Genomic DNA, 17,178 nt, shown 5'->3' with positions numbered 1-17,178 from the left:
AGCGGTTTCCTGGGAGGACCCACTCGACGAGATAGGAATTTGCTGTCTTATGAAAGTTTGATAAGAGTGCCCGTTTTCTCAGCTCTGACACATCCTTTACTCAGTGCGACTCAAAGGTTTCTCCCTAGCTTGATGCGGCGCCCACAGCGGGCGCCAAGAACCTGCGAGGAACGGGATGTTTGGCATCTATCTCAAGCGCGAGCTGGGCCGTAGAAAGAAGGCGGCCCTCGTCATCGCACTGGGTCTGGCGCTCGGAATCGCGCTGGTCATCACGGTCAGCTCGGTGTCGGCCGGCATGTCCAAGGCGCAGGACAAGGTCCTCCAGTCGCTCTACGGCCTCGGCACCGACATGACGGTGACCAAGGCCCAGTCCGCGCCCACCTCGGGCAGCTCCGGCGGCCCGAGCTTCAAGTTCGGCGCCAAGTCCAGCAGCAGCACCAAGCAGAGCTCGGACCGGGTGATGACTCAGGGCGGTCAGGCCCTGAAGTCCTCCCTTGTGACAAAGGTCGCCTCGCAGAAGGGCGTGGAGAACGCGGTCGGAGCGCTCTCCCTGAACGTCACCAAGGTCGACGGCTCCTTCACCCAGGGCAAGGCGAAGACCACCACGGGCAGCAGCAGCAACAGCAGCAGCGGCCAGGGGCAGCCGGGCGGCGGCAGCGGCAGCAGCTCGGGCGGCGGCCAGCCGCAGGTCCAGGGCGGCGGCGCCAACTTCAACGTCAACAGCTACTCCGTGGTCGGCGTCGACGTCGCCCACCAGGGCCTCGGCCCGCTGGCCTCGATGAAGATCACCTCGGGCAGGACCTTCACCTCCTCGCAGACCGGCACCAAGGTCGCGGTGGTCAGCAAGTCGTACGCCAAGGAGAAGAAGTACAAGGTCGGCTCGACGTTCAAGATCTCCGGCACCAAGTTCACGATCATCGGCATCGCCACCCCGGACAGCAGCGAGTCCACCACCGACCTGTTCATCCCGCTGAAGCTGGCGCAGACGCTGGGCGACGCCAAGAACGAGGTCACCACGATCTACGTCAAGGCGACCGACTCCAAGCAGATCTCCACCGTGAAGAAGGAGATCCAGTCCAACATCTCCGGTACGACGGTCACCACCTCCGCCGACCTGGCGTCCACCGTCTCCGGCTCCCTCTCCACCGCCTCCAGCCTCGCCACCAGCGTCGGCAAGTGGCTGTCCATCGCGGTCCTCGCGGCGGCCTTCCTGGTGGCGGCCCTGCTGACCTCCTCCGCGGTCTCCCGCCGGGTCCGTGAGTTCGGCACCCTGAAGGCCCTCGGCTGGCCGAGCCGCAAGGTGACCCGCCAGGTCGTCGGCGAGTCCATGGTGAACGGCCTGATCGGCGGCGCCCTCGGTATCGCCCTCGGTGTCGGCGCGGCCTACGCGGTCACCGCGATCAGCCCCAAGCTCACCGCCCAGATGGGCTCCACCGGCGGCGGTGGCGGCATGGGCGGCGGCCCGGGCGGCGGCGGTCCCGGCCAGCAGTCCACCCAGAACACCCTGGAGATCGCGCTGACCGCGCCCGTCTCCCTCACCACCATCGCCCTCGCGGTCGGCCTCGCGGTCGCCGGCGGTCTGATCGCCGGCGCGATGGGCGGCTGGCGCGCCTCCCGGATGCGCCCGGCCGACGCCCTGCGCAGCGTCTCGTAGCACCGGAGCACCCCCGAGCCGGGGCGCCGCCTCCGTTCCCCCCGGGACGCGGCGCCCCACCCCCCCTTACCACCTGCGGCCTTACCACCCTGTGGAGAACCCATGTACAGACTCACCGGTGTCACCAAGCGCTACACGCGGGGCAAGGAGACGGTCGAGGCGCTGCGCGGCATCGACCTGACCATCGAGGACGGCGACCAGCTCGTCATCCAGGGCCCGACCGGCGGCGGCAAGTCGACGCTGCTGCAGATGATCGGCGGTCTCGACCGGCCGACCGACGGCAGCGTCGAACTGGACGGCGAGGACCTCGCCCGGATCAGCGAGACCAAGCTGACCCGGCTGCGCGCCGAGAAGATCGGCATCATCTTCCAGTCGTTCAACCTCATCCCGACGCTGACGGCCCAGGAGAACGTGGAGACGGCCCTCGTCCCACTCGGCGTCAAGCCCGCCGAGCGCCGTGAGCGGGCCGCCGAGGCGCTGCGCTCGGTCGGTCTCGGCGAGCGCCTCGGGCACGCCCCCGCCGAGCTCTCCGGCGGCCAGCAGCAGCGCGTAGCGATCGCCCGCGCGCTGGTGAAGAAGCCGAAGGTGCTGCTCGCCGACGAACCCACCGGCAACCTCGACGAGGGCACCCGCGACGACATCATGGCCCTGCTGGAGGGGCTGTGGCACGAGTACGGGCTGACCTTCATCATGGTCACCCACGACTCCTCCATCGCCCGCCGCGCCCCGCGCCTGGCCACCATCAAGGCCGGCCAGATCACCCTCACCGAGCAGGGCGACGGACAGCGGTTCGCACAGCAGGCGGCGGGGCAGGACGGCGGGCCGCAGCAGGCGGCGTACGGCCAGCAGCCCTACGTACAGCAGCAGTACGGCGGTGGCCAGGGCTACTGACCGTCGGCAGGGAGCGGCCCGGGGCCGCTCACCGCCCGAGGAGCTGGTCGATCCCGGCCAGCTGCTCGGCGGTGAGCGGCCCCTTCGCCATCGCGCCGGCGTTGTCCTCCGCCTGGGCGACGGACCGGAAGCCGGGGATGGGGACCGTGCGCGGGCTGCGCGCCCAGATCCAGGCGAGAGCGCCCTGCGCGAGGGTCCGCCCGCCGCTGGTGAGGATCTCCCGCACGGCGTCGATCCGGTCGAGCCACTCGGGGTCGGCCCCGGCCCCGGCCCCGAACCCGGGCAGCCAGGCCGGCGGCCTGCTGCGGATGTCCCCGGCCGCGGCCCCCGCCCGCCGTCCGGCGAGCAACCCCATGGCCAGTGGGCTGCGGTTGATGGCGGCGAGTTCCAACTCCTCGCTCAGGGCGATGAGTTCAGGCGCGTCCTGGAGCACGTTGAGGGTGTGCTGGACGGCCGTGCAGTGCGGCCCCTCGGCGAAGACGGCGGCGCGGACGGGGTCGTCGGTGCTCCAGCCGTAGGCCCGGATCAGCCCCTCGCCGACCAACTCTTCGCAGGCATCGCGGAGTTCGGCGGCGCGGGCCGGGTCGGCGTCGGAAATGTGGAGCTGGTAGAGGTCGACGTGGTCGGTGCCGAGGCGGCGCAGGGAGGCGGTGAGGGCGCGGCGGACATGGGCCGGGGAGTCGTCGCGGCCGGTGAGGGTACGGCTCTCCTCGTCGAAGACGTTGCCCCACTTGGTGGCGACGACGACGTCGTCCCGCCGCTTGCCGAGGGCACGGCCGAGGATGCGCTCGCTGTGCCCGGTGCCATAGGTGTCGGCGGTGTCGAAGAAGGTGACGCCGAGGTCGAGGGCGCGGTGGATCGCCCGCACGGACTCCTCGTCGTCGACCTTCCCCCAGCCGAGCGGCTGCCCGGCCGCGTCCTGCCACTCACCGCCGATGGCCCAGCAGCCGAAGCCGAGCGCACTGACGCGGATGCCGGAACGTCCCAGGGTCCTGGTGGTGCTGTCGGTTTCCATACCTGTGGACGCTAGGAGTTGAAGCGCACACGAAGACAAGGGAGTTGTCAGGCCTGGCCGGTCTCGAAGCGGGAGATCCGCCCGTCGTCCTCGACGGTGAAGGTCCACCGGGTGCGCATCTCGCCCCAGGCGTCGTTGCGGTAGCGGGCGACGAGGGAGCGGCCCTTGTCGGTCTCGTTCTCGACGTCCATGTGACCGTTGGAGGAGAAGATCTCGCGGTCGATCCAGTCGGCGAGGTCACGGTCGGACCCGTCGTCCGCCATGGTCGCGTCGGGCGCGAGAAGGTGCAGGAAGGCTTCCCGGTCGTGGGCGTTGACCGCGGTGACGAAGGCCCGGACGGCCGGGTCGCTGAGTTTGGCTGTCTTGATCGTCATGCCAGCCAGCCTCACACCGCGGCCAAAGGCCCGCCACCCGAACGGCGGCGAGGACGGGCCACCCGGGTGTCCCGGTGCGACGGTGGAGGCCTGATCGCACCCGTCGCCCGAGGAGCCGCCGTGACCTGCTACGACCGACGCGATGTGGGCCTGCTGCTGCTCCGGCTGGGGACCGGCGGGGTGCTGGCCGCGCACGGCGCGCAGAAGCTGTTCGGCTGGTTCGGCGGGGGTGGGATCGAGGGCACGGGCCAGTTCATGGAGTCGGTCGGGTACGTGCCCGGGAAGCAGAGCGCGATGGCGGCGGGGCTGGCGGAGGCCGGCGGAGGAACGCTGCTGGCACTGGGCCTGGCGACCCCGTCGGCGGGTGCCGCGGCGGCCGGGGCGATGGCGGGCGCGGCGGCGCTGAACGTGCCGAACGGGTTCTTCGCCCAGGAGGGCGGTTACGAGTACGCGGCGACCCTGGGCCTGGCCGCGGCGGGGCTGGCCGTCTCGGGTCCCGGCCGGCTCTCCCTGGACCACGCGTGCGGCCATGTCTTCGACCGGGGCTGGATGGTCCCGGCGGCGCTGGGCGTGACGGCGGCGGTGACGGCGGTGGTGATCGGGGCGCGGAACCGGCGGGTGCGGAGGGAGAAGGAGGGGGAGCAGGAGGCGCTGTTCGAGGAGTAGCGGCGAGTGGGACAGGCTACGGTCCATGAGCGAACAGAACACCCCCAACATCGCGCCCCCCGTGGCCCTGTGGCCGGCCGTCGACGAACTCTGGTCCCGCCTGGAGGCGACCCGTAGGCACGCCGGACCCGAGGGCGTGCTGCTGCGCATCCTCAAACTCTCCGAAGAAGTCGGCGAGGTCGCCCAGGCGGTGATCGGCGCGACCGGCCAGAACCCCCGCAAGGGCGTCACCCACACCTGGGAGGACGTACAGGGCGAGCTGTGCGACGTGGCGATCACGGCGCTGGTGGCACTGCGGACGCTGACCCCGGACGCGGAGGGGGTGTTCGCCCGCCACCTGACACGGGTGACCGAACGCCCCCTGGGCCCGGCCGCGCCGTAACGCCGGTCCCGGCGGCCCGGGTTCAGAAGATGCCGGTCCTGATCGCGTATGCCACGGCCTGGGTACCAGCCGCGCCGCCTCGTTGAGGATCATCACCCGGATCCGCTTGCCGCCCCGCAGGGACAACTCCCGCAGCAGCCCCAGGCATTCGGGGGTGAAGCGGCTGAACGGCGGTGTGTCGAGCGCGCCGCCCAGAGAGTCGAAGTACTCCGCGAAGAGCGTCTCGAAGGTCCGGGTGTGACCGTCGAGACGGGCCATCAACTGCTCGTTGACAGGTGCGGGGTCGGGCACGGCGGGGCTCCTGTGGGGCGGGGTGCGACGGCGGTCGGCGGCGGTCCTGGAATCGCACCCCCTGCCAGCTGTCCGGACCGGCGCTGTGCGCAAAGCCCCAGGAGAGCCGACTTGCCGGACGACCAGTACCGCCACGCGTTCACGCGCTGGCTGACGCGCCTGCGCGACGACATCGAGGTGCACTTCAACCCCTTCCACCGGGATCCGGCCGTCGGCGAGTGGCTGTACTCCCTCTTCCGCGACAACGGGGAGATGACCACCGCACATCTGGCCCCGCATGTCATGGCGCGCCGCACTCTCCTGGCGGAGTCATCCGTGGCCGCGCTGATACGGGACATCCGCGCCGCCGGGCATCGGGCACCCGACATCGTCATCGACGTGATGGAGCCCGGCCTCCCGTACAGCCTGGGCAAGATCTCGGTGGAGGGCACCCACATCTTCTCGGTCGACGCGCAGGGCGTCCTCGCCGAGGCGGCCGACGGCGTCCAGACCTACGTGGCCTACCCGGGCTGGACGGTATGGCCCACCTGCCCGGCCCACCGGCTCGGCGTCCATCCCTCCAGCACGGCGGGGCTGGCGGAATGGTTCTGCTCCGCCGGGCACGTACTGCGGCCGATCTGCCGGGACCTGAGCTGAAGCCTGAGACGGCGGGCGGGGCGGATCCGTAGGCTCGACGCGTTGGTCACCAGCTGATGCGGGCCGCCACCGGCAGATGATCACTGCCGGTGGCCGGCAGCACCCACGAGCTGTCCGGCCGCACACCGCGGACCAGGATCTGGTCGATCCGTGCCACCGGGAACGTCGCCGGCCAGCTGAAGCCGAAGCCGTCCCCGGCCGTCTCCTGGGCCGAGCGCAGCCGCGCGGTGAGGCCGGCGAACGCGCGGTCGTCCGTGGTGCCGTTCAGGTCGCCGAGCAGTACCGTCCGCTGCTCCGGCTCGGCGGCGACGGCCTCGGCGAGCGCCTTCGCGCCGCGGTCCCGGCTCTCCGTCCAGAAGCCGCTGCTGGGCAGCACGCGTACGGACCCCAGGTGGGCCACGTACACCGCGAGCGGCCCCTTGTCCGTGGTGACGGTCGCGCGCAGCGCCCGGTTGTAGGCCAGCTTGACGTCGGCCGGCTTGGTGGCCGCCAGCGGCCCGTAGTCCGTCTCGATGTCGACCGGCCGGGTGTCCGACAGCGGCAGCCTGCTCCACAGTCCGACCGTGCCCAGCACCGTGTGGTACGGGTACGGCTTCGCCAGCGCCTTCTCGTACCCGCTCCGGGCCTGCGGGGTGATCTCCTCCAGCGCCAGCAGGTCCGCCCCGGAGGCGGCCAGGTCGCGGGCGGTACCGGCCGGGTCGGGGTTGTCGGCGCTGACGTTGTGGCTGACCACGGTGAGGTCGCCGCCCGGGTGGGACTTGTCGACGAGCAGCCCCCCGAAGAGGTTCAGCCACATCGTCACCGGCAGCAGCAGCGCGGCCACCGCGGAGGCGGAGCGGCGCCAGAGCGCCACAGCCAGCAGCACCGGGACGAACAGGCCGAACCACGGCAGGAGGCTCTCCACCAGGCTGCCGAGGCCCCCGCGGTCCGTGATCCGCGCGTGCAGCAGCATCAGCAGCCCGAGCAGCAGCGCCAGCGCGGCCGGCACCGGGCCGCGCTTCCAGGGCTCCGGCCGGGTGGCGCGGCGGATCCCCTCGCGGATGTGCGCGCGGCCGGTCACCCTGCGGATATGCGCGCGCCGGGTTCCGGGACCGGCCCCGGAACCGGTCCCGGAACCGCTGCGGCCGGTGTCCTCCTGACCCGTCTCGGCCGTGTCCGGCGGCAGTACCGTCCGACCTCGTTCACTGCCGGTCACTTGATTCATGCGGCCAGTCAAGGCGGTGCCGTGTTGCCTGCATGTATGCCGTTTTCGATACGCCGGCGATATGTGCCGGCTCGTAGCCTTGACGGCATGCGTGTGCTGATCGTCGAGGACGAGCCCTATCTGGCGGAGGCCATCCGCGACGGACTGCGCCTGGAGGCGATCGCGGCCGACATCGCAGGTGACGGTCACACGGCCCTGGAACTGCTGAGCGTCAACGCCTACGACATCGCCGTCCTCGACCGCGACATCCCCGGCCCGTCCGGTGACGAGGTCGCCGAACGGATCGTCGCCTCCGGCAGCGGCATGCCGATCCTGATGCTCACCGCGGCCGACCGGCTCGACGACAAGGCGTCCGGGTTCGAACTCGGCGCCGACGACTACCTCACGAAGCCCTTCGAACTCCAGGAGCTCGTGCTCAGGCTCAGAGCACTCGACCGCAGACGCGCCCGCAGCAGGCCGCCGGTACGGGAGATCGCGGGGCTGCGGGTGGATCCGTTCCGCAGGGAGGTCTACCGGGACGGCCGCTATGTCGCGCTGACCAGGAAACAGTTCGCCGTGCTCGAAGTCCTGGTCGCCGCGGAAGGCGGTGTCGTCAGCGCCGAGGAACTCCTGGAGCGCGCGTGGGACGAGAACGCCGACCCGTTCACCAACGCCGTGCGCATCACCGTCTCGGCACTGCGCAAACGACTCGGCGAACCCTGGCTGATCGCCACGGCGCCGGGCGTCGGCTACCGCATCGGCACACCGCCGCAGGCCGGAGCCGAGGGAGGAGACCGTGGATAGGCCCCCTGGTCCGAGCGTCCGCGTCAGGCTCACCCTCAGCTACGCCGGGTTCCTCATGCTCGCGGGCGCCCTGCTGCTCGGCGCCGTGTGGCTGTTCCTCCTGCGTTACGTCCCCGACCGTGCCGTGCTCATCGCCCGCGACGACACCGCGGGGACCGACGGCGTCTTTCCCGTCCGGTACAACCTCGTGCACGTGTTCCTTCCGCGGGCGGCCGCGGTGCTGGCGTTCCTGCTGGTGTTCGGCCTCGTGGGCGGGTGGATCCTGGCCGGCCGGATGCTCGCCCCGCTGACCCGTATCACCGAGGCCACCCGCCTGGCCACGAACGGATCGCTCGCGCACCGGATCCGGCTGCCGGGCCGCAACGACGAGTTCCGCGAGCTCGCCGACGCCTTCGACACGATGCTCGCCCGGCTCGAAGCACACGTCGCCGAACAGCGGAGATTCGCGGCCAACGCCTCTCATGAGCTGCGCACCCCGCTCGCGATCTCGAAGACGCTCCTCGATGTGGCCCGTACCGACCCGACGTGCGACACCGGCGAGGTCATCGACCGCCTCCACACCGTCAACACCCGGGCGATCGACCTCACCGAGGCGCTGCTCCTGCTCAGCCGTGCCGAGCAGCGGTCCTTCTCCCGGAAACGGGTCGACCTGTCCCTCCTGGCGGAGGAGGCCACCGAGACGCTCCTCCCCCTCGCGGAGAAGCACGGCGTCACCGTCGAGACCGGCGGCGACATCGCCTCCACGACCGGATCGCCGGCGCTTCTGCTGCAGCTGACCACGAACCTGGTGCACAACGCGATCGTCCACAACCTGCCGGAGCAGGGCACCGTGTGGGTCCGTACCGACGTCCGCCCCGAGTCGGCGGTGCTCACCGTCGAGAACACCGGCGAGCGGGTCACCCCCGAGCTGGCCGCGACACTGACCGAGCCGTTCCGGCGCGGCACCGAACGCGTGCACACCGATCACGCGGGCGTGGGCCTGGGCCTGGCCATCGTCAAGACCATCACCCAGGCACACGACGGGACGCTCACCCTCACCCCCCGCCCCGAAGGCGGCATCCGCATCACCGTGGAACTTCCCGCGGCGGCCCCGGACGCCGACAGGTAGGTCCCTCGGCTCCGGGGTGGGAGGCCTATTTGACCGACCCCGCCATCACGCCCTGGACGAAGTGCCGCTGGAAGGCGAAGAACACCACCACGGGCACCACCAGGGACAGGAACGCGCCCGGCGCCAGCACATCGATATTGCTGCCGAACTGCCTGATCTGTGACTGGAGTTCGACGGTCAGCGGCTGCGAGGAGGGGTCCGCGAACAGCAGGGCAACCAGCATGTCGTTCCAGACCCACAGGAACTGGAAGATGGCGAGGCTGGCGATCGCCGGCCGTCCCACCGGCAGGACGAGCCGGGTGAAGATCCGCCATTCGCTGCCGCCGTCCATCCGGGCGGCCTCCAGCATCTCCTTGGGTATCTCGGCGAAGTAGTTCCGCAGCAGGAACACCGCGAACGGCAGTCCGTAGGCCACGTGGAACAGCACCACGCCGGGAATCGTGCCGAACAGGCCCAGTTGCCCGAAGAGTTTGGCGACGGGCAGCAGGCCGATCTGTACCGGCACCACCAACAGGGCGACCACCAGCAGGAAGACGGGCTCGCGGCCCGGGAAGTCCAGCCAGGCGAAGGCGTATCCGGCCAACGCCGCCACCACGACCACCAGCGTCGTCGCCGGCACCGAGATCAGCACGGTGTTCCAGAAGGCCTGGGTCATGCCCGAGTTCTTCAGCAGCGCCGAGTAGTTGTCGAAGGACAGCTGCCCGGGACTGGCGAACGCCTTCCACCAGCCGCTGCTCGCCGAGTCCTGCGAGGACCGCAGCGAGGACAGCAGCAGCCCGGCAAGGGGGGTGAGCCAGACCAGCCCGACCACCACGAGGAAGACCTGCACCACGGCGCTGCTCAGGCCGCGTCTGATCGCGTTCATCGCTGACTCCTCCTGAAGCGCCGGACGTTGAAGGCCATGGCCGGGATCACCAGGACCAGGAGCAGCACGCCGATCGCGCTGCCCAGCCCCTGGTTGTTGCCGCCGCCGAAGGACACCAGCCACATCCGGGTCGCGAGGACGGCCGCGTCCTCCTGCACCTGCCCCGGCGCGATGATGTAGACGAGGTCGAAGACCTTCATCACGTTGATGACGAGGGTCACGAACACCACGGTGAGCACCGGCGCCAGCAGCGGCACGGTGATGCGCCGGAAGATCTGCCACTCGTTCGCGCCGTCCATCCGGGCGGCCTCGAGGGCGTCCCGGGGAAGAGCGGCGAGACCCGCGCCGATCAGCACCATCGCGAACCCGGTCCAGATCCACAGGTAGGCCCCGATGATGGCGGGCGTGACGAGGGCGGGCCCGAGCCAGGAGACGCCCTGGTAGGGCTGTGCGAAGTTGGAGGCCGGCAGCTCGACCCCGTAGGAGCCGGCCGCGAGGCCCGTGAAGCGGAAGGAGCCGTCGGCCGCGCTGGTGGTGCTCGCGACTGCCTTGCCGTCGGCGCGCACCGCCTCGACCTTCATCCGCGGCAGCCCGCTCTCCTTGCGGTCGACCACGCCCGGACTGCCCCCGCCGCCCGGGGTGAAGTCCAGGTAGACCACCCCGCGCAGGTCACCGGCCGCGGCCCGGCGGTGTGCCGCCGGGTAGGCGGGCCGTGCACCGCCCGGCAGGTCCTTCGGTGCGACGCCCACCAGGGGGAGCGTCACCGTGTCGCCCGGCCCGAGGTTCACGGCCGTACGGTACGAGCCGTCCTCCCCGGCCGTGAGGTCCTGGCCGGTACGGGCGCGGGCGGTGGGGTACTCGGCGGTGCCCTTGAAGGCGTTGTGCACGGTGACCGCGGCCGCGTTGAGCACGCCCTTGTGCGGGTCCTCGTCGTAGGCGAGCCGGAAGATGATGCCGGCGGCCAGGAAGGACACCGCCATCGGCAGGAACAGCAGCAGCTTGAAGGCGGTCGCCCAGCGCACCTTCTCCACCAGCACGGCGAGGATCAGGCCGAGCCCGGTGAGCAGGGTCGGGGCCACCAGCACCCAGATCACGGTGTTGCGGATGGCCTTGAGGGTCGCCGGGTCGCTGAACATCTCGGTGTAGTTGTCGCCGCCGACGAACCGGGAGCCGGACGCGTCGAAGAAGCTGCGGCCGATCGAGAACAGCACGGGGTAGACGACCAGCGCGCCCAGCAGGAGCAGCGCGGGGAACACGAAGAGCAGGGCGATGATCCGGCTGCGGCGGCGGCTTTGCCGGGCGCGTTCGGCCTGCCCGGACAGGGGTGGCCTGGCGTTCTTCACCAGGGTCGCGGTCACGGCCGTCAGCCCTTGTACGCCTTGGCCGCGGCGGTCTCCAGCTGCGCGGCGGTGGCCTTCGGGTTCGACGGGTCGGCCAGGAAGTCCTGGAGGATCTTCCACTCGCCGGCGCCCTTGGTGCCGCCGAAGGCCGCGGGCGCCTGGTCGGACATGTCGAAGCGGACCGAATCTCCGCCTCCCACCAGGGACTTGGCGATGGCGCGGGTGACGTCGTCGCCGTAGGAGGACAGGTCCAGGTTCTTGTTCGGGGACAGGAAGCCGCCCTCCTTGGCCCAGACGGCCGCGGCCTCCGGCGTGGCCAGGTACTCCAGGAGCTTCATGCCGGCCGTGGCGTTCTTGCCGGCCTTCAGTACGACCGCCGCGTCACCGCCGCTGACCACGGGCGCCGTACCGCCGTCGACCGCCGGGAAGGGGAAGAACGTCGCGTCCTTGCCGATCGTCTTCTTGAACTGGTCGTGGGCGACGCCGGCGACGAAGTCGCCCTCGTAGACCATGGCGGCCTCCGGCTTGGGCCCGAAGACCTTCTCCACCGAGGTCGGGAAGTCGGTGTTGAGGGCCTCCTTCTGACCGCCCGCGATCAGCTGCTTGTCCTTGAAGAGGGTGCCGAGCGTGCCGAGCGCCTTGACCACGGACGCGTCGGTCCACGCGAGCTTGTGGGCGGCGAGGGCGTCGTACTTCTCGGGTCCGGCCTGGGAGAGGTAGATGTTCTCGAACCAGTCGGTGAGGGTCCAGCCGTCCGCGCCGCCTATGGAGAAGGCGGCGAGCCCCGAGTCGGAGACGGTGTGCCCGTCCTTCAGCATGTCCGCCCAGGTGGTGGGCGGCTTGACGCCGGCCTGGTCGAGGGCGTCGGGGCTGTACCAGACGGTGGACTTGTCGGCGGCCTTGAAGTAGAGGCCGTAGAGGGTGCCGCCGACGCTGCCGTAGTTCTTCCAGACCGGCGCGAAGTCGGAGTCCACGGACTGCTGGGTGGTCGTGGACAGAGGCTTCAGCCAGCCGCTCTTGGCGAACTGCTGGAGCACGCCGACCTGCGGGACCATGACGACGTCGGGGGCGTTGCCGCCCTCGATCTTGCTTCCGATGACGGTGGAGACGTTGTCGCCGGTGGACACGAACTGGGTCTTGGCGCCGGTCTTCGCGCTGAACGCGTCGAGGACCTTCTGGAAGCTCTTCAGTTCGTCGCCGGACCAGACGCCGGCCACGGTGACCGTCTGGCCGCTGAGCGCCTTGGAGCCGCCGCCGGCCGAGACCGGGCCGCCGCTGCCGCCGCAGGCGGTGGCGCCGAGCGCGAGGGCGAGGGCGGTGCAGCCGGTGAGGAGGGTGGTGGTGCGTCGTCGCATCATCGTTGATGTCCCTTCGGGAGAGCCCGAGTTGAGCGGGTGATCGGGTCGGACGGTCGGGTCAGGAGTCGTTGATCCACCAGGCGGCGGTGGAGCCGGGGAGTACTCCGGCGGGGCAGGGGCCGCTGGCGAGCAGCGGAGTGCCGGAGACGGGGGCGGGGGTGGGCGCCGTACCGAAGTTGACGGCGCAGACCAGGCCGTCGCCTCGGAGCAGTCCGTCGCCACGGAGCGGGCCCGCACCGCGGACGAAGCCGAGGACGCCGGGCGGGGTGTCCAGCCACTCCAGCGGGCCGTCGCCCAACTGGGGCAGTCGGGACCGCAGTTGGAGTCCGTCGCGGTACAGGTGCCAGAAGGAGCGGGTGTCGGCGAGGGCGCGTTCGGTGACGTACTCGGCGAAGTAGTCGGGCTGCGGCAGCCAGGGCCGGGCCCCTTCGGCGCCGGAGGTGAAGCCGAACGGGGAGGCCTGCCCGGACCAAGGGAGCGGGACCCGGCAGCCGTCGCGGATCCGGGCCCGGCTGCCGGTGCGCCGGAAGATCGGGTCGGTGAGCACGTCGTCGGGCAGGTCGACGACCTCGGGCAGACCCAGTTCCTCGCCCTGGTAGATGTAGGCGGCGCCGGGCAGCGCCAGCATCAGCAGGGCGGCCGCGCGGGCCCGGGCGGCGCCGAGTCCGCTGCCCTCGGGGGTGGGTTCGCCGTAGCGGGTGACCGTACGGACCTGGTCGTGGTTGTTGAGGACCCAGGTGACCGTGGAGCCGGTGCCGGCGATGTCCTGCATGGCCTCGCCGATGACCTTGCGGAAGACGTCGGCGTTCCAGGGCGCGCTCAACAGGTCGAAGAAGAAGGCCTGGTGGAGTTCGGCCGGGCGGACGTAGAGCGCGTGGTCACGGGCGGTGGGGACGGAGACCTCGCCGACGAGGAGGCGTTCGCGGCCGTCGCGGGCCGTGTACTCCTCGCACACCGCGCGCCAGTTCCGCCAGACGTCGTGCACCTCGGGCTGGTTCCAGGCAAGGGGGTTGACCGAGTCGCGGGTGCGGGCGTCGGCCTCCGGGTCCGGGGAGTCGGGCAGTTCGGGATGCTTGAAGAGGCCGGCGGCGACGTCGATGCGGAAGCCGTCGACGCCCCGGTCCAGCCAGAAGCGGAGCACCTGGTCGAACTCGTCGGCGACCTCGGGGGTGCGCCAGTTCCAGTCGGGCTGCTCGGGCGCGAACATGTGCAGGTACCACTGTCCGGGCCGGCCGTCCGCCTCGGTCACCCGGCTCCAGGCCGGCCCGCCGAACATGGAGTGCCAGTTGTTGGGCGGCTCGGAGCCGTCGGGGCCCCGCCCGTCGGCGAAGTGGAAGCGGCCGCGCTCCCGGCTGCCGGGTGCGGAGGCGAGGGCCTGGCGGAACCACGGGTGCTGGTCGGAGCAGTGGTTGGGGACGATGTCGAGCAGCACCCTGATGCCGAGCCGCCGGGCAGCCGCCGTCAGCAGGTCGAACTCGGCGAGGTCGCCGAAGAGCGGGTCCACGTCGCAGTAGCCGGCCACGTCGTAGCCGTGGTCGTGCTGCGGGGAGGGGTAGAAGGGGCTCAGCCAGATCCCGTCGACACCGAGCTTCTTCAGGTACGGCAGTCCGGCCCGGACGCCGGCCAGATCGCCGATGCCGTCGCCGGTGCTGTCCAGAAAGCTGCGGACGTACACCTGGTAGATCACTGCGTCACGCCACCAAGGGTGCCTGTTCAACCCATTGACCTGTCTGTGCGAAGGGCAGCCGTTGAAGCCAGCTGGTGAGGCCAGCCGTTATGCATGCATGTTAAGTAGGCATGTCGAGAGGGTGTCAACGAGCAGGACGGAAGCTACTGCCCAGTTGGGTTCTATATCAGGAGAAATAGGCCGCTTGAGAGCGCAGAAGAGACCGTGGCGTTACTTAACAAGTAACTAGCGGTCGGAGAGGGCTGCCAGTTCCCGCGCCAGCCGCCGCACCGCCGCCGCGGGCGTCTCGTGCCCGGTCATCGCGTCGTGGACGACGGCCTGCACCACCAGGCTGACCTGGTCGTAGCGCGGGCTCTTCGGGCGCGGCCGGGCCGCCTGCACGCTGGCGCGCAGGGTCGGCAGATAGGGGAACTCCCGGATCAGCGCGGGGTCTTCGTACAGCGCGGCGCGCACCGGCGGCAGTGCGCCGCGGGTGAGGACCTGGCGCTGCACGGGCGCGCTGGTGAGGTAGGCGATCAGCCGTGCGGCCGAGTCGGGGTGCCGGGCGTGCGTGTTGACGGCCAGGTTGGAGCCGCCGAGGACACTGGTCCCCGGCCCGTCGGGGCCGGGCAGCGGTACGGCGCCGACCTTGCCGGCGACCGCCGAGCCCGGGCCCGATGCGCCGACGTACGCGTACGGCCAGTTGCGCAGGAAGAGCAGGTGCCCGTCCTGGAAGGCCTGTTTGGACTCCTCCTCCGTGTAGGTCAGCGCGGCCTTGGGGATCCAGCCCTCGCGCACCCCGCGGGTGAGGAACCCGATGCCCTCGCGGGCCGCCGCGGAGTCCACGGTGACCCGGGCGCCCTCGTCGCCGAGGATGGTGCCGCCGGCCGAGTAGACGGCCTCGGCGGCGTTCACGGTGAGCCCTTCGTAGGGCAGGAACTGGCCCGCGTAGCCGCCGAGTCCGTACTTGGGCGCGATGGCCTTCGCGTCGCGCTCCAGCTCGGCCCAGGTGCGCGGCGGACGCACGCCCTCCTTGGCGAGGATGTCCGCGCGGTACAGGAGCAGGCCGGCGTTGGTGACGTACGGGACCGCGTACAGGCGCCCCTCGTAGGTCGCCGTGTCGACGACCCGGGGCAGGAACGTGTCCAGCGGGAAGCGGTCCCGGGGCAGCTGCCGGATCCAGCCCGCCGCCGCGAACTCCGAGGTCCAGGCGACGTCGATGTTGAGGACGTCGAACCGGCTGCGGTCGCCGCCGCGCAGGTCGGTGACCATCTGGGCGTGGGTCTCGTCGGCGGAGTCGGGAAGTTCGACGAGGGTGACCTTCTCGCCGGGGTGGGTGCGGTTCCAGCCCTCCAGGAGCGGGCCGAGATAGCCCGTGAGGTCCCCCGCGGTGGCCAGGGTCAGCGGACCACGGCCGCCGCCGGCACCCTGGCCGGTGTGCGCGCCCGAGGCCACGTACCCGGTCATCACCACGACCAGAGCGAGGAGCCCCCTACCCGCGGCATGCCACCACCGCATAGGTTCCTCCCTGCGCACCGCGACCGCACGGGGCACCTTCACCCCGAGTCGGAGGCCATGTATACCTGTTAGGTATGGGCGATACTAGGGTGCGGAGCACAATCGGTAGACAGGAGGACTGCACACGTGCGCCTGCCCCTCCTGGCACTCCTCGCGCGCGGTCCGGCCCACGGCTACGAGCTGAAGCAGGACCTTGAGCAACTGCTGGGCTCCGCGTACCCTCAGCCGAACATCGGCCAGGTCTATGTCACCCTGGGCCGTCTGGAGAAGCAGGGGCTGATCGAGGGCGAGGACGTCGAGCAGTCCAGCCGGCCCAACAAGAAGGTCTACCACCTCACCGAGGCCGGGCAGGACGAACTCCGCGCCTGGTTCGAGAAGCCCGAGGACGAGCCCCGGGTGCGGGACGAGTTCTTCATGAAGCTGGCGCTCGCTCCGCAGACCGGACTCGCCGACCAGATCGCCCTGATCAACCGGCAGCGGCGGCAGTACCTGACCACCATGCGCAGCCTGTCGAAGCTGGCCGCCGCCGAGAACCGCGACAACCGGATCGCCCATCTGCTGATCGAGGGCGCGATGCTGCACCTGCAGGCCGACCTCGACTGGTTGGAACGGTGTCAGGAAGAGCTGGAAGAACTGGAGGGGCTGGAATGACGCAGGGTCCCGCTCCTGTGCTGCGCGCCGAAGGCCAGGTCACTCCCGTGCTGCGCGCCGAGGGCCTGGTCAAGACGCACCACGGCGAGGGCGCCCCGGCCCGTGCCGTCCGCGGCGTGGACCTCTCCCTCCGGCCGGGCGAGTTCGTCGCCGTCACCGGCCCGTCCGGAGCCGGCAAGTCCACGCTGCTGCACCTGCTGGGCGGACTGCAGCGGCCGGATGCCGGCCGCATCTGGCTGGACGGCACCCGCGCCGACGAATGGAGCGAGGCCCGCTGGGCGGTCGAGCGCAGGAAGCGGATCGGGATCGTCTTCCAGTTCTTCAACCTGGTCTCGAACCTGTCCGTCGCCGACAACGTGGAACTCCCCGCGCTCCTTGCCGGCGTGCCCCCGAAACAAGCACGCGCCGAACGCACGGCACTCCTGGCCGAACTCGGCCTCGACGGCAAGGACCGCAGCCTGCCGGGCGAACTGTCCGGCGGTGAGCAGCAGCGGGTCGCGCTGGCCCGCGCCCTGGTCAACCACCCCCCGCTCCTCCTCGCCGACGAACCCGCGGGCAGCCTGGACAGCAAGGGCACCCGCGAGGTGATGCGCCTGCTGTCCCGCTTCCACAACCGCGGCCAGACGATTCTCCTGGTCACCCATGACGCCCGGCTGGCCAGCGCCGCGGACCGGGTGATCAGCTTCTTCGACGGCCGGATAGCCGACGACGCGGAGCTCGACGCCACGCCCACCCGCGGGACCGGCATCTCCGGCGTGCTCGAACTGACGGACTGA

The 17,178-nt window shown here is 70.9% G+C and carries 17 protein-coding genes; 9 read left to right on the top strand and 8 right to left on the bottom strand.

The window, feature by feature from the left end; genetic code table 11:
- Nucleotides 1-175 precede the first annotated feature (175 nt).
- Both EDD90_RS38335 and EDD90_RS38330 read left to right on the top strand, forming a co-directional pair.
- Nucleotides 176-1,654 carry an ABC transporter permease gene (locus EDD90_RS38335; protein ID WP_123977687.1) on the top strand — a complete coding sequence of 493 codons (1,479 nt, stop codon included), beginning with the start codon at nucleotides 176-178 and terminating at the stop codon, nucleotides 1,652-1,654.
- Between the two features lie 102 nt (nucleotides 1,655-1,756).
- Nucleotides 1,757-2,545 carry an ABC transporter ATP-binding protein gene (locus EDD90_RS38330; RefSeq protein WP_123977685.1) on the top strand — a complete coding sequence of 263 codons (789 nt, stop codon included), beginning with the start codon at nucleotides 1,757-1,759 and terminating at the stop codon, nucleotides 2,543-2,545.
- Between the two features lie 28 nt (nucleotides 2,546-2,573).
- Here EDD90_RS38330 and EDD90_RS38325 read toward each other — a convergent pair whose 3' ends face one another.
- Nucleotides 2,574-3,560 (bottom strand): aldo/keto reductase, encoded by a 987-nt coding sequence (locus EDD90_RS38325; RefSeq protein ID WP_123977683.1) that lies wholly within the window; start codon nucleotides 3,558-3,560, stop codon nucleotides 2,574-2,576.
- Nucleotides 3,561-3,607: 47 nt separating this feature from the next.
- Nucleotides 3,608-3,934: a nuclear transport factor 2 family protein gene (locus tag EDD90_RS38320; RefSeq protein ID WP_123977681.1), complete on the bottom strand. Its 327-nt coding sequence runs from the start codon at nucleotides 3,932-3,934 to the stop codon at nucleotides 3,608-3,610.
- Nucleotides 3,935-4,054: 120 nt separating this feature from the next.
- On the opposite strand from EDD90_RS38320, the gene EDD90_RS38315 reads away from it, so the two are divergent.
- From EDD90_RS38315 to EDD90_RS38300, 3 genes are all read left to right on the top strand, one after another.
- Nucleotides 4,055-4,600: a DoxX family membrane protein gene (locus tag EDD90_RS38315; protein ID WP_123977679.1), complete on the top strand. Its 546-nt coding sequence runs from the start codon at nucleotides 4,055-4,057 to the stop codon at nucleotides 4,598-4,600.
- A 25-nt stretch (nucleotides 4,601-4,625) separates the two neighbouring features.
- Nucleotides 4,626-4,982 (top strand): MazG-like family protein, encoded by a 357-nt coding sequence (locus EDD90_RS38310; RefSeq protein ID WP_123977677.1) that lies wholly within the window; start codon nucleotides 4,626-4,628, stop codon nucleotides 4,980-4,982.
- Between the two features lie 402 nt (nucleotides 4,983-5,384).
- Complete coding sequence (locus tag EDD90_RS38300; RefSeq protein ID WP_123977676.1) at nucleotides 5,385-5,909, top strand: hypothetical protein; 525 nt, start codon at nucleotides 5,385-5,387, stop codon at nucleotides 5,907-5,909.
- 46 nt (nucleotides 5,910-5,955) lie between these two features.
- Here the strand turns inward: EDD90_RS38300 and EDD90_RS38295 are convergent, their stop codons facing one another.
- Entirely contained in the window at nucleotides 5,956-7,104 is a 1,149-nt protein-coding gene (locus EDD90_RS38295; RefSeq protein ID WP_398928703.1) for an endonuclease/exonuclease/phosphatase family protein, read from the bottom strand.
- A 96-nt stretch (nucleotides 7,105-7,200) separates the two neighbouring features.
- Between EDD90_RS38295 and EDD90_RS38290 the strand changes: the two genes are divergently transcribed.
- Together EDD90_RS38290 and EDD90_RS38285 are read left to right on the top strand one after the other, a co-directional pair.
- Nucleotides 7,201-7,896, top strand: coding sequence for a response regulator transcription factor (locus tag EDD90_RS38290; RefSeq protein ID WP_123977672.1), 696 nt, complete (start codon nucleotides 7,201-7,203; stop codon nucleotides 7,894-7,896).
- Nucleotides 7,889-9,004 carry a HAMP domain-containing sensor histidine kinase gene (locus tag EDD90_RS38285; RefSeq protein WP_123977670.1) on the top strand — a complete coding sequence of 372 codons (1,116 nt, stop codon included), beginning with the start codon at nucleotides 7,889-7,891 and terminating at the stop codon, nucleotides 9,002-9,004. Before EDD90_RS38290 ends, EDD90_RS38285 begins: the two co-directional genes overlap by 8 nt.
- Before the next feature lie 25 nt (nucleotides 9,005-9,029).
- Here EDD90_RS38285 and EDD90_RS38280 read toward each other — a convergent pair whose 3' ends face one another.
- The 5 genes from EDD90_RS38280 to EDD90_RS38260 all read right to left on the bottom strand — a co-directional run bounded on the left by EDD90_RS38280 (nucleotide 9,030) and on the right by EDD90_RS38260 (nucleotide 15,751).
- Nucleotides 9,030-9,869: a carbohydrate ABC transporter permease gene (locus EDD90_RS38280; RefSeq protein ID WP_123977668.1), complete on the bottom strand. Its 840-nt coding sequence runs from the start codon at nucleotides 9,867-9,869 to the stop codon at nucleotides 9,030-9,032.
- The gene (locus EDD90_RS38275) at nucleotides 9,866-11,227 is read right to left on the bottom strand and encodes an ABC transporter permease subunit (protein WP_123977666.1); all 1,362 of its coding nucleotides are present in this window, start codon (nucleotides 11,225-11,227) and stop codon (nucleotides 9,866-9,868) included. The genes EDD90_RS38280 and EDD90_RS38275 overlap by 4 nt, the downstream gene beginning before the upstream one ends.
- Nucleotides 11,228-11,232: 5 nt before the next feature.
- Complete coding sequence (locus EDD90_RS38270) at nucleotides 11,233-12,567, bottom strand: ABC transporter substrate-binding protein (RefSeq protein WP_123977664.1); 1,335 nt, start codon at nucleotides 12,565-12,567, stop codon at nucleotides 11,233-11,235.
- A 58-nt stretch (nucleotides 12,568-12,625) separates the two neighbouring features.
- Nucleotides 12,626-14,284, bottom strand: coding sequence for an alpha-amylase family glycosyl hydrolase (locus EDD90_RS38265; protein ID WP_123977662.1), 1,659 nt, complete (start codon nucleotides 14,282-14,284; stop codon nucleotides 12,626-12,628).
- A 195-nt stretch (nucleotides 14,285-14,479) separates the two neighbouring features.
- Entirely contained in the window at nucleotides 14,480-15,751 is a 1,272-nt protein-coding gene (locus EDD90_RS38260; RefSeq protein WP_123977660.1) for an ABC transporter substrate-binding protein, read from the bottom strand.
- Nucleotides 15,752-15,877: 126 nt separating this feature from the next.
- Between EDD90_RS38260 and EDD90_RS38255 the strand changes: the two genes are divergently transcribed.
- The gene (locus tag EDD90_RS38255; RefSeq protein WP_123977659.1) at nucleotides 15,878-16,402 is read left to right on the top strand and encodes a PadR family transcriptional regulator; all 525 of its coding nucleotides are present in this window, start codon (nucleotides 15,878-15,880) and stop codon (nucleotides 16,400-16,402) included.
- Nucleotides 16,399-17,178 carry an ABC transporter ATP-binding protein gene (locus EDD90_RS38250; protein ID WP_123977657.1) on the top strand — a complete coding sequence of 260 codons (780 nt, stop codon included), beginning with the start codon at nucleotides 16,399-16,401 and terminating at the stop codon, nucleotides 17,176-17,178. The genes EDD90_RS38255 and EDD90_RS38250 overlap by 4 nt, the downstream gene beginning before the upstream one ends.

It is taken from the genome of Streptomyces sp. Ag109_O5-1 (assembly GCF_003814875.1).
Classification (GTDB): Bacteria; Actinomycetota; Actinomycetes; order Streptomycetales; family Streptomycetaceae; genus Streptomyces; species Streptomyces sasae.
The sequence above is the reverse complement of the archived record's forward strand: the minus strand, read 5'-3'. Positions and strand labels throughout refer to the sequence as shown.

Excerpts from the sequence above, each read along its gene's own strand:
- EDD90_RS38335 (WP_123977687.1), top strand. The coding sequence starts at position 176 with ATGTTTGGCATCTATCTCAAGCGCGAGCTGGGCCGTAGAAAGAAGGCG.
- EDD90_RS38330 (WP_123977685.1), top strand. The coding sequence starts at position 1,757 with ATGTACAGACTCACCGGTGTCACCAAGCGCTACACGCGGGGCAAGGAG.
- EDD90_RS38325 (WP_123977683.1), bottom strand. The coding sequence starts at position 3,560 with ATGGAAACCGACAGCACCACCAGGACCCTGGGACGTTCCGGCATCCGC.
- EDD90_RS38320 (WP_123977681.1), bottom strand. The coding sequence starts at position 3,934 with ATGACGATCAAGACAGCCAAACTCAGCGACCCGGCCGTCCGGGCCTTC.
- EDD90_RS38310 (WP_123977677.1), top strand. The coding sequence starts at position 4,626 with ATGAGCGAACAGAACACCCCCAACATCGCGCCCCCCGTGGCCCTGTGG.
- EDD90_RS38290 (WP_123977672.1), top strand. The coding sequence starts at position 7,201 with ATGCGTGTGCTGATCGTCGAGGACGAGCCCTATCTGGCGGAGGCCATC.
- EDD90_RS38280 (WP_123977668.1), bottom strand. The coding sequence starts at position 9,869 with ATGAACGCGATCAGACGCGGCCTGAGCAGCGCCGTGGTGCAGGTCTTC.
- EDD90_RS38270 (WP_123977664.1), bottom strand. The coding sequence starts at position 12,567 with ATGATGCGACGACGCACCACCACCCTCCTCACCGGCTGCACCGCCCTC.
- EDD90_RS38260 (WP_123977660.1), bottom strand. The coding sequence starts at position 15,751 with ATGCGGTGGTGGCATGCCGCGGGTAGGGGGCTCCTCGCTCTGGTCGTG.
- EDD90_RS38250 (WP_123977657.1), top strand. The coding sequence starts at position 16,399 with ATGACGCAGGGTCCCGCTCCTGTGCTGCGCGCCGAAGGCCAGGTCACT.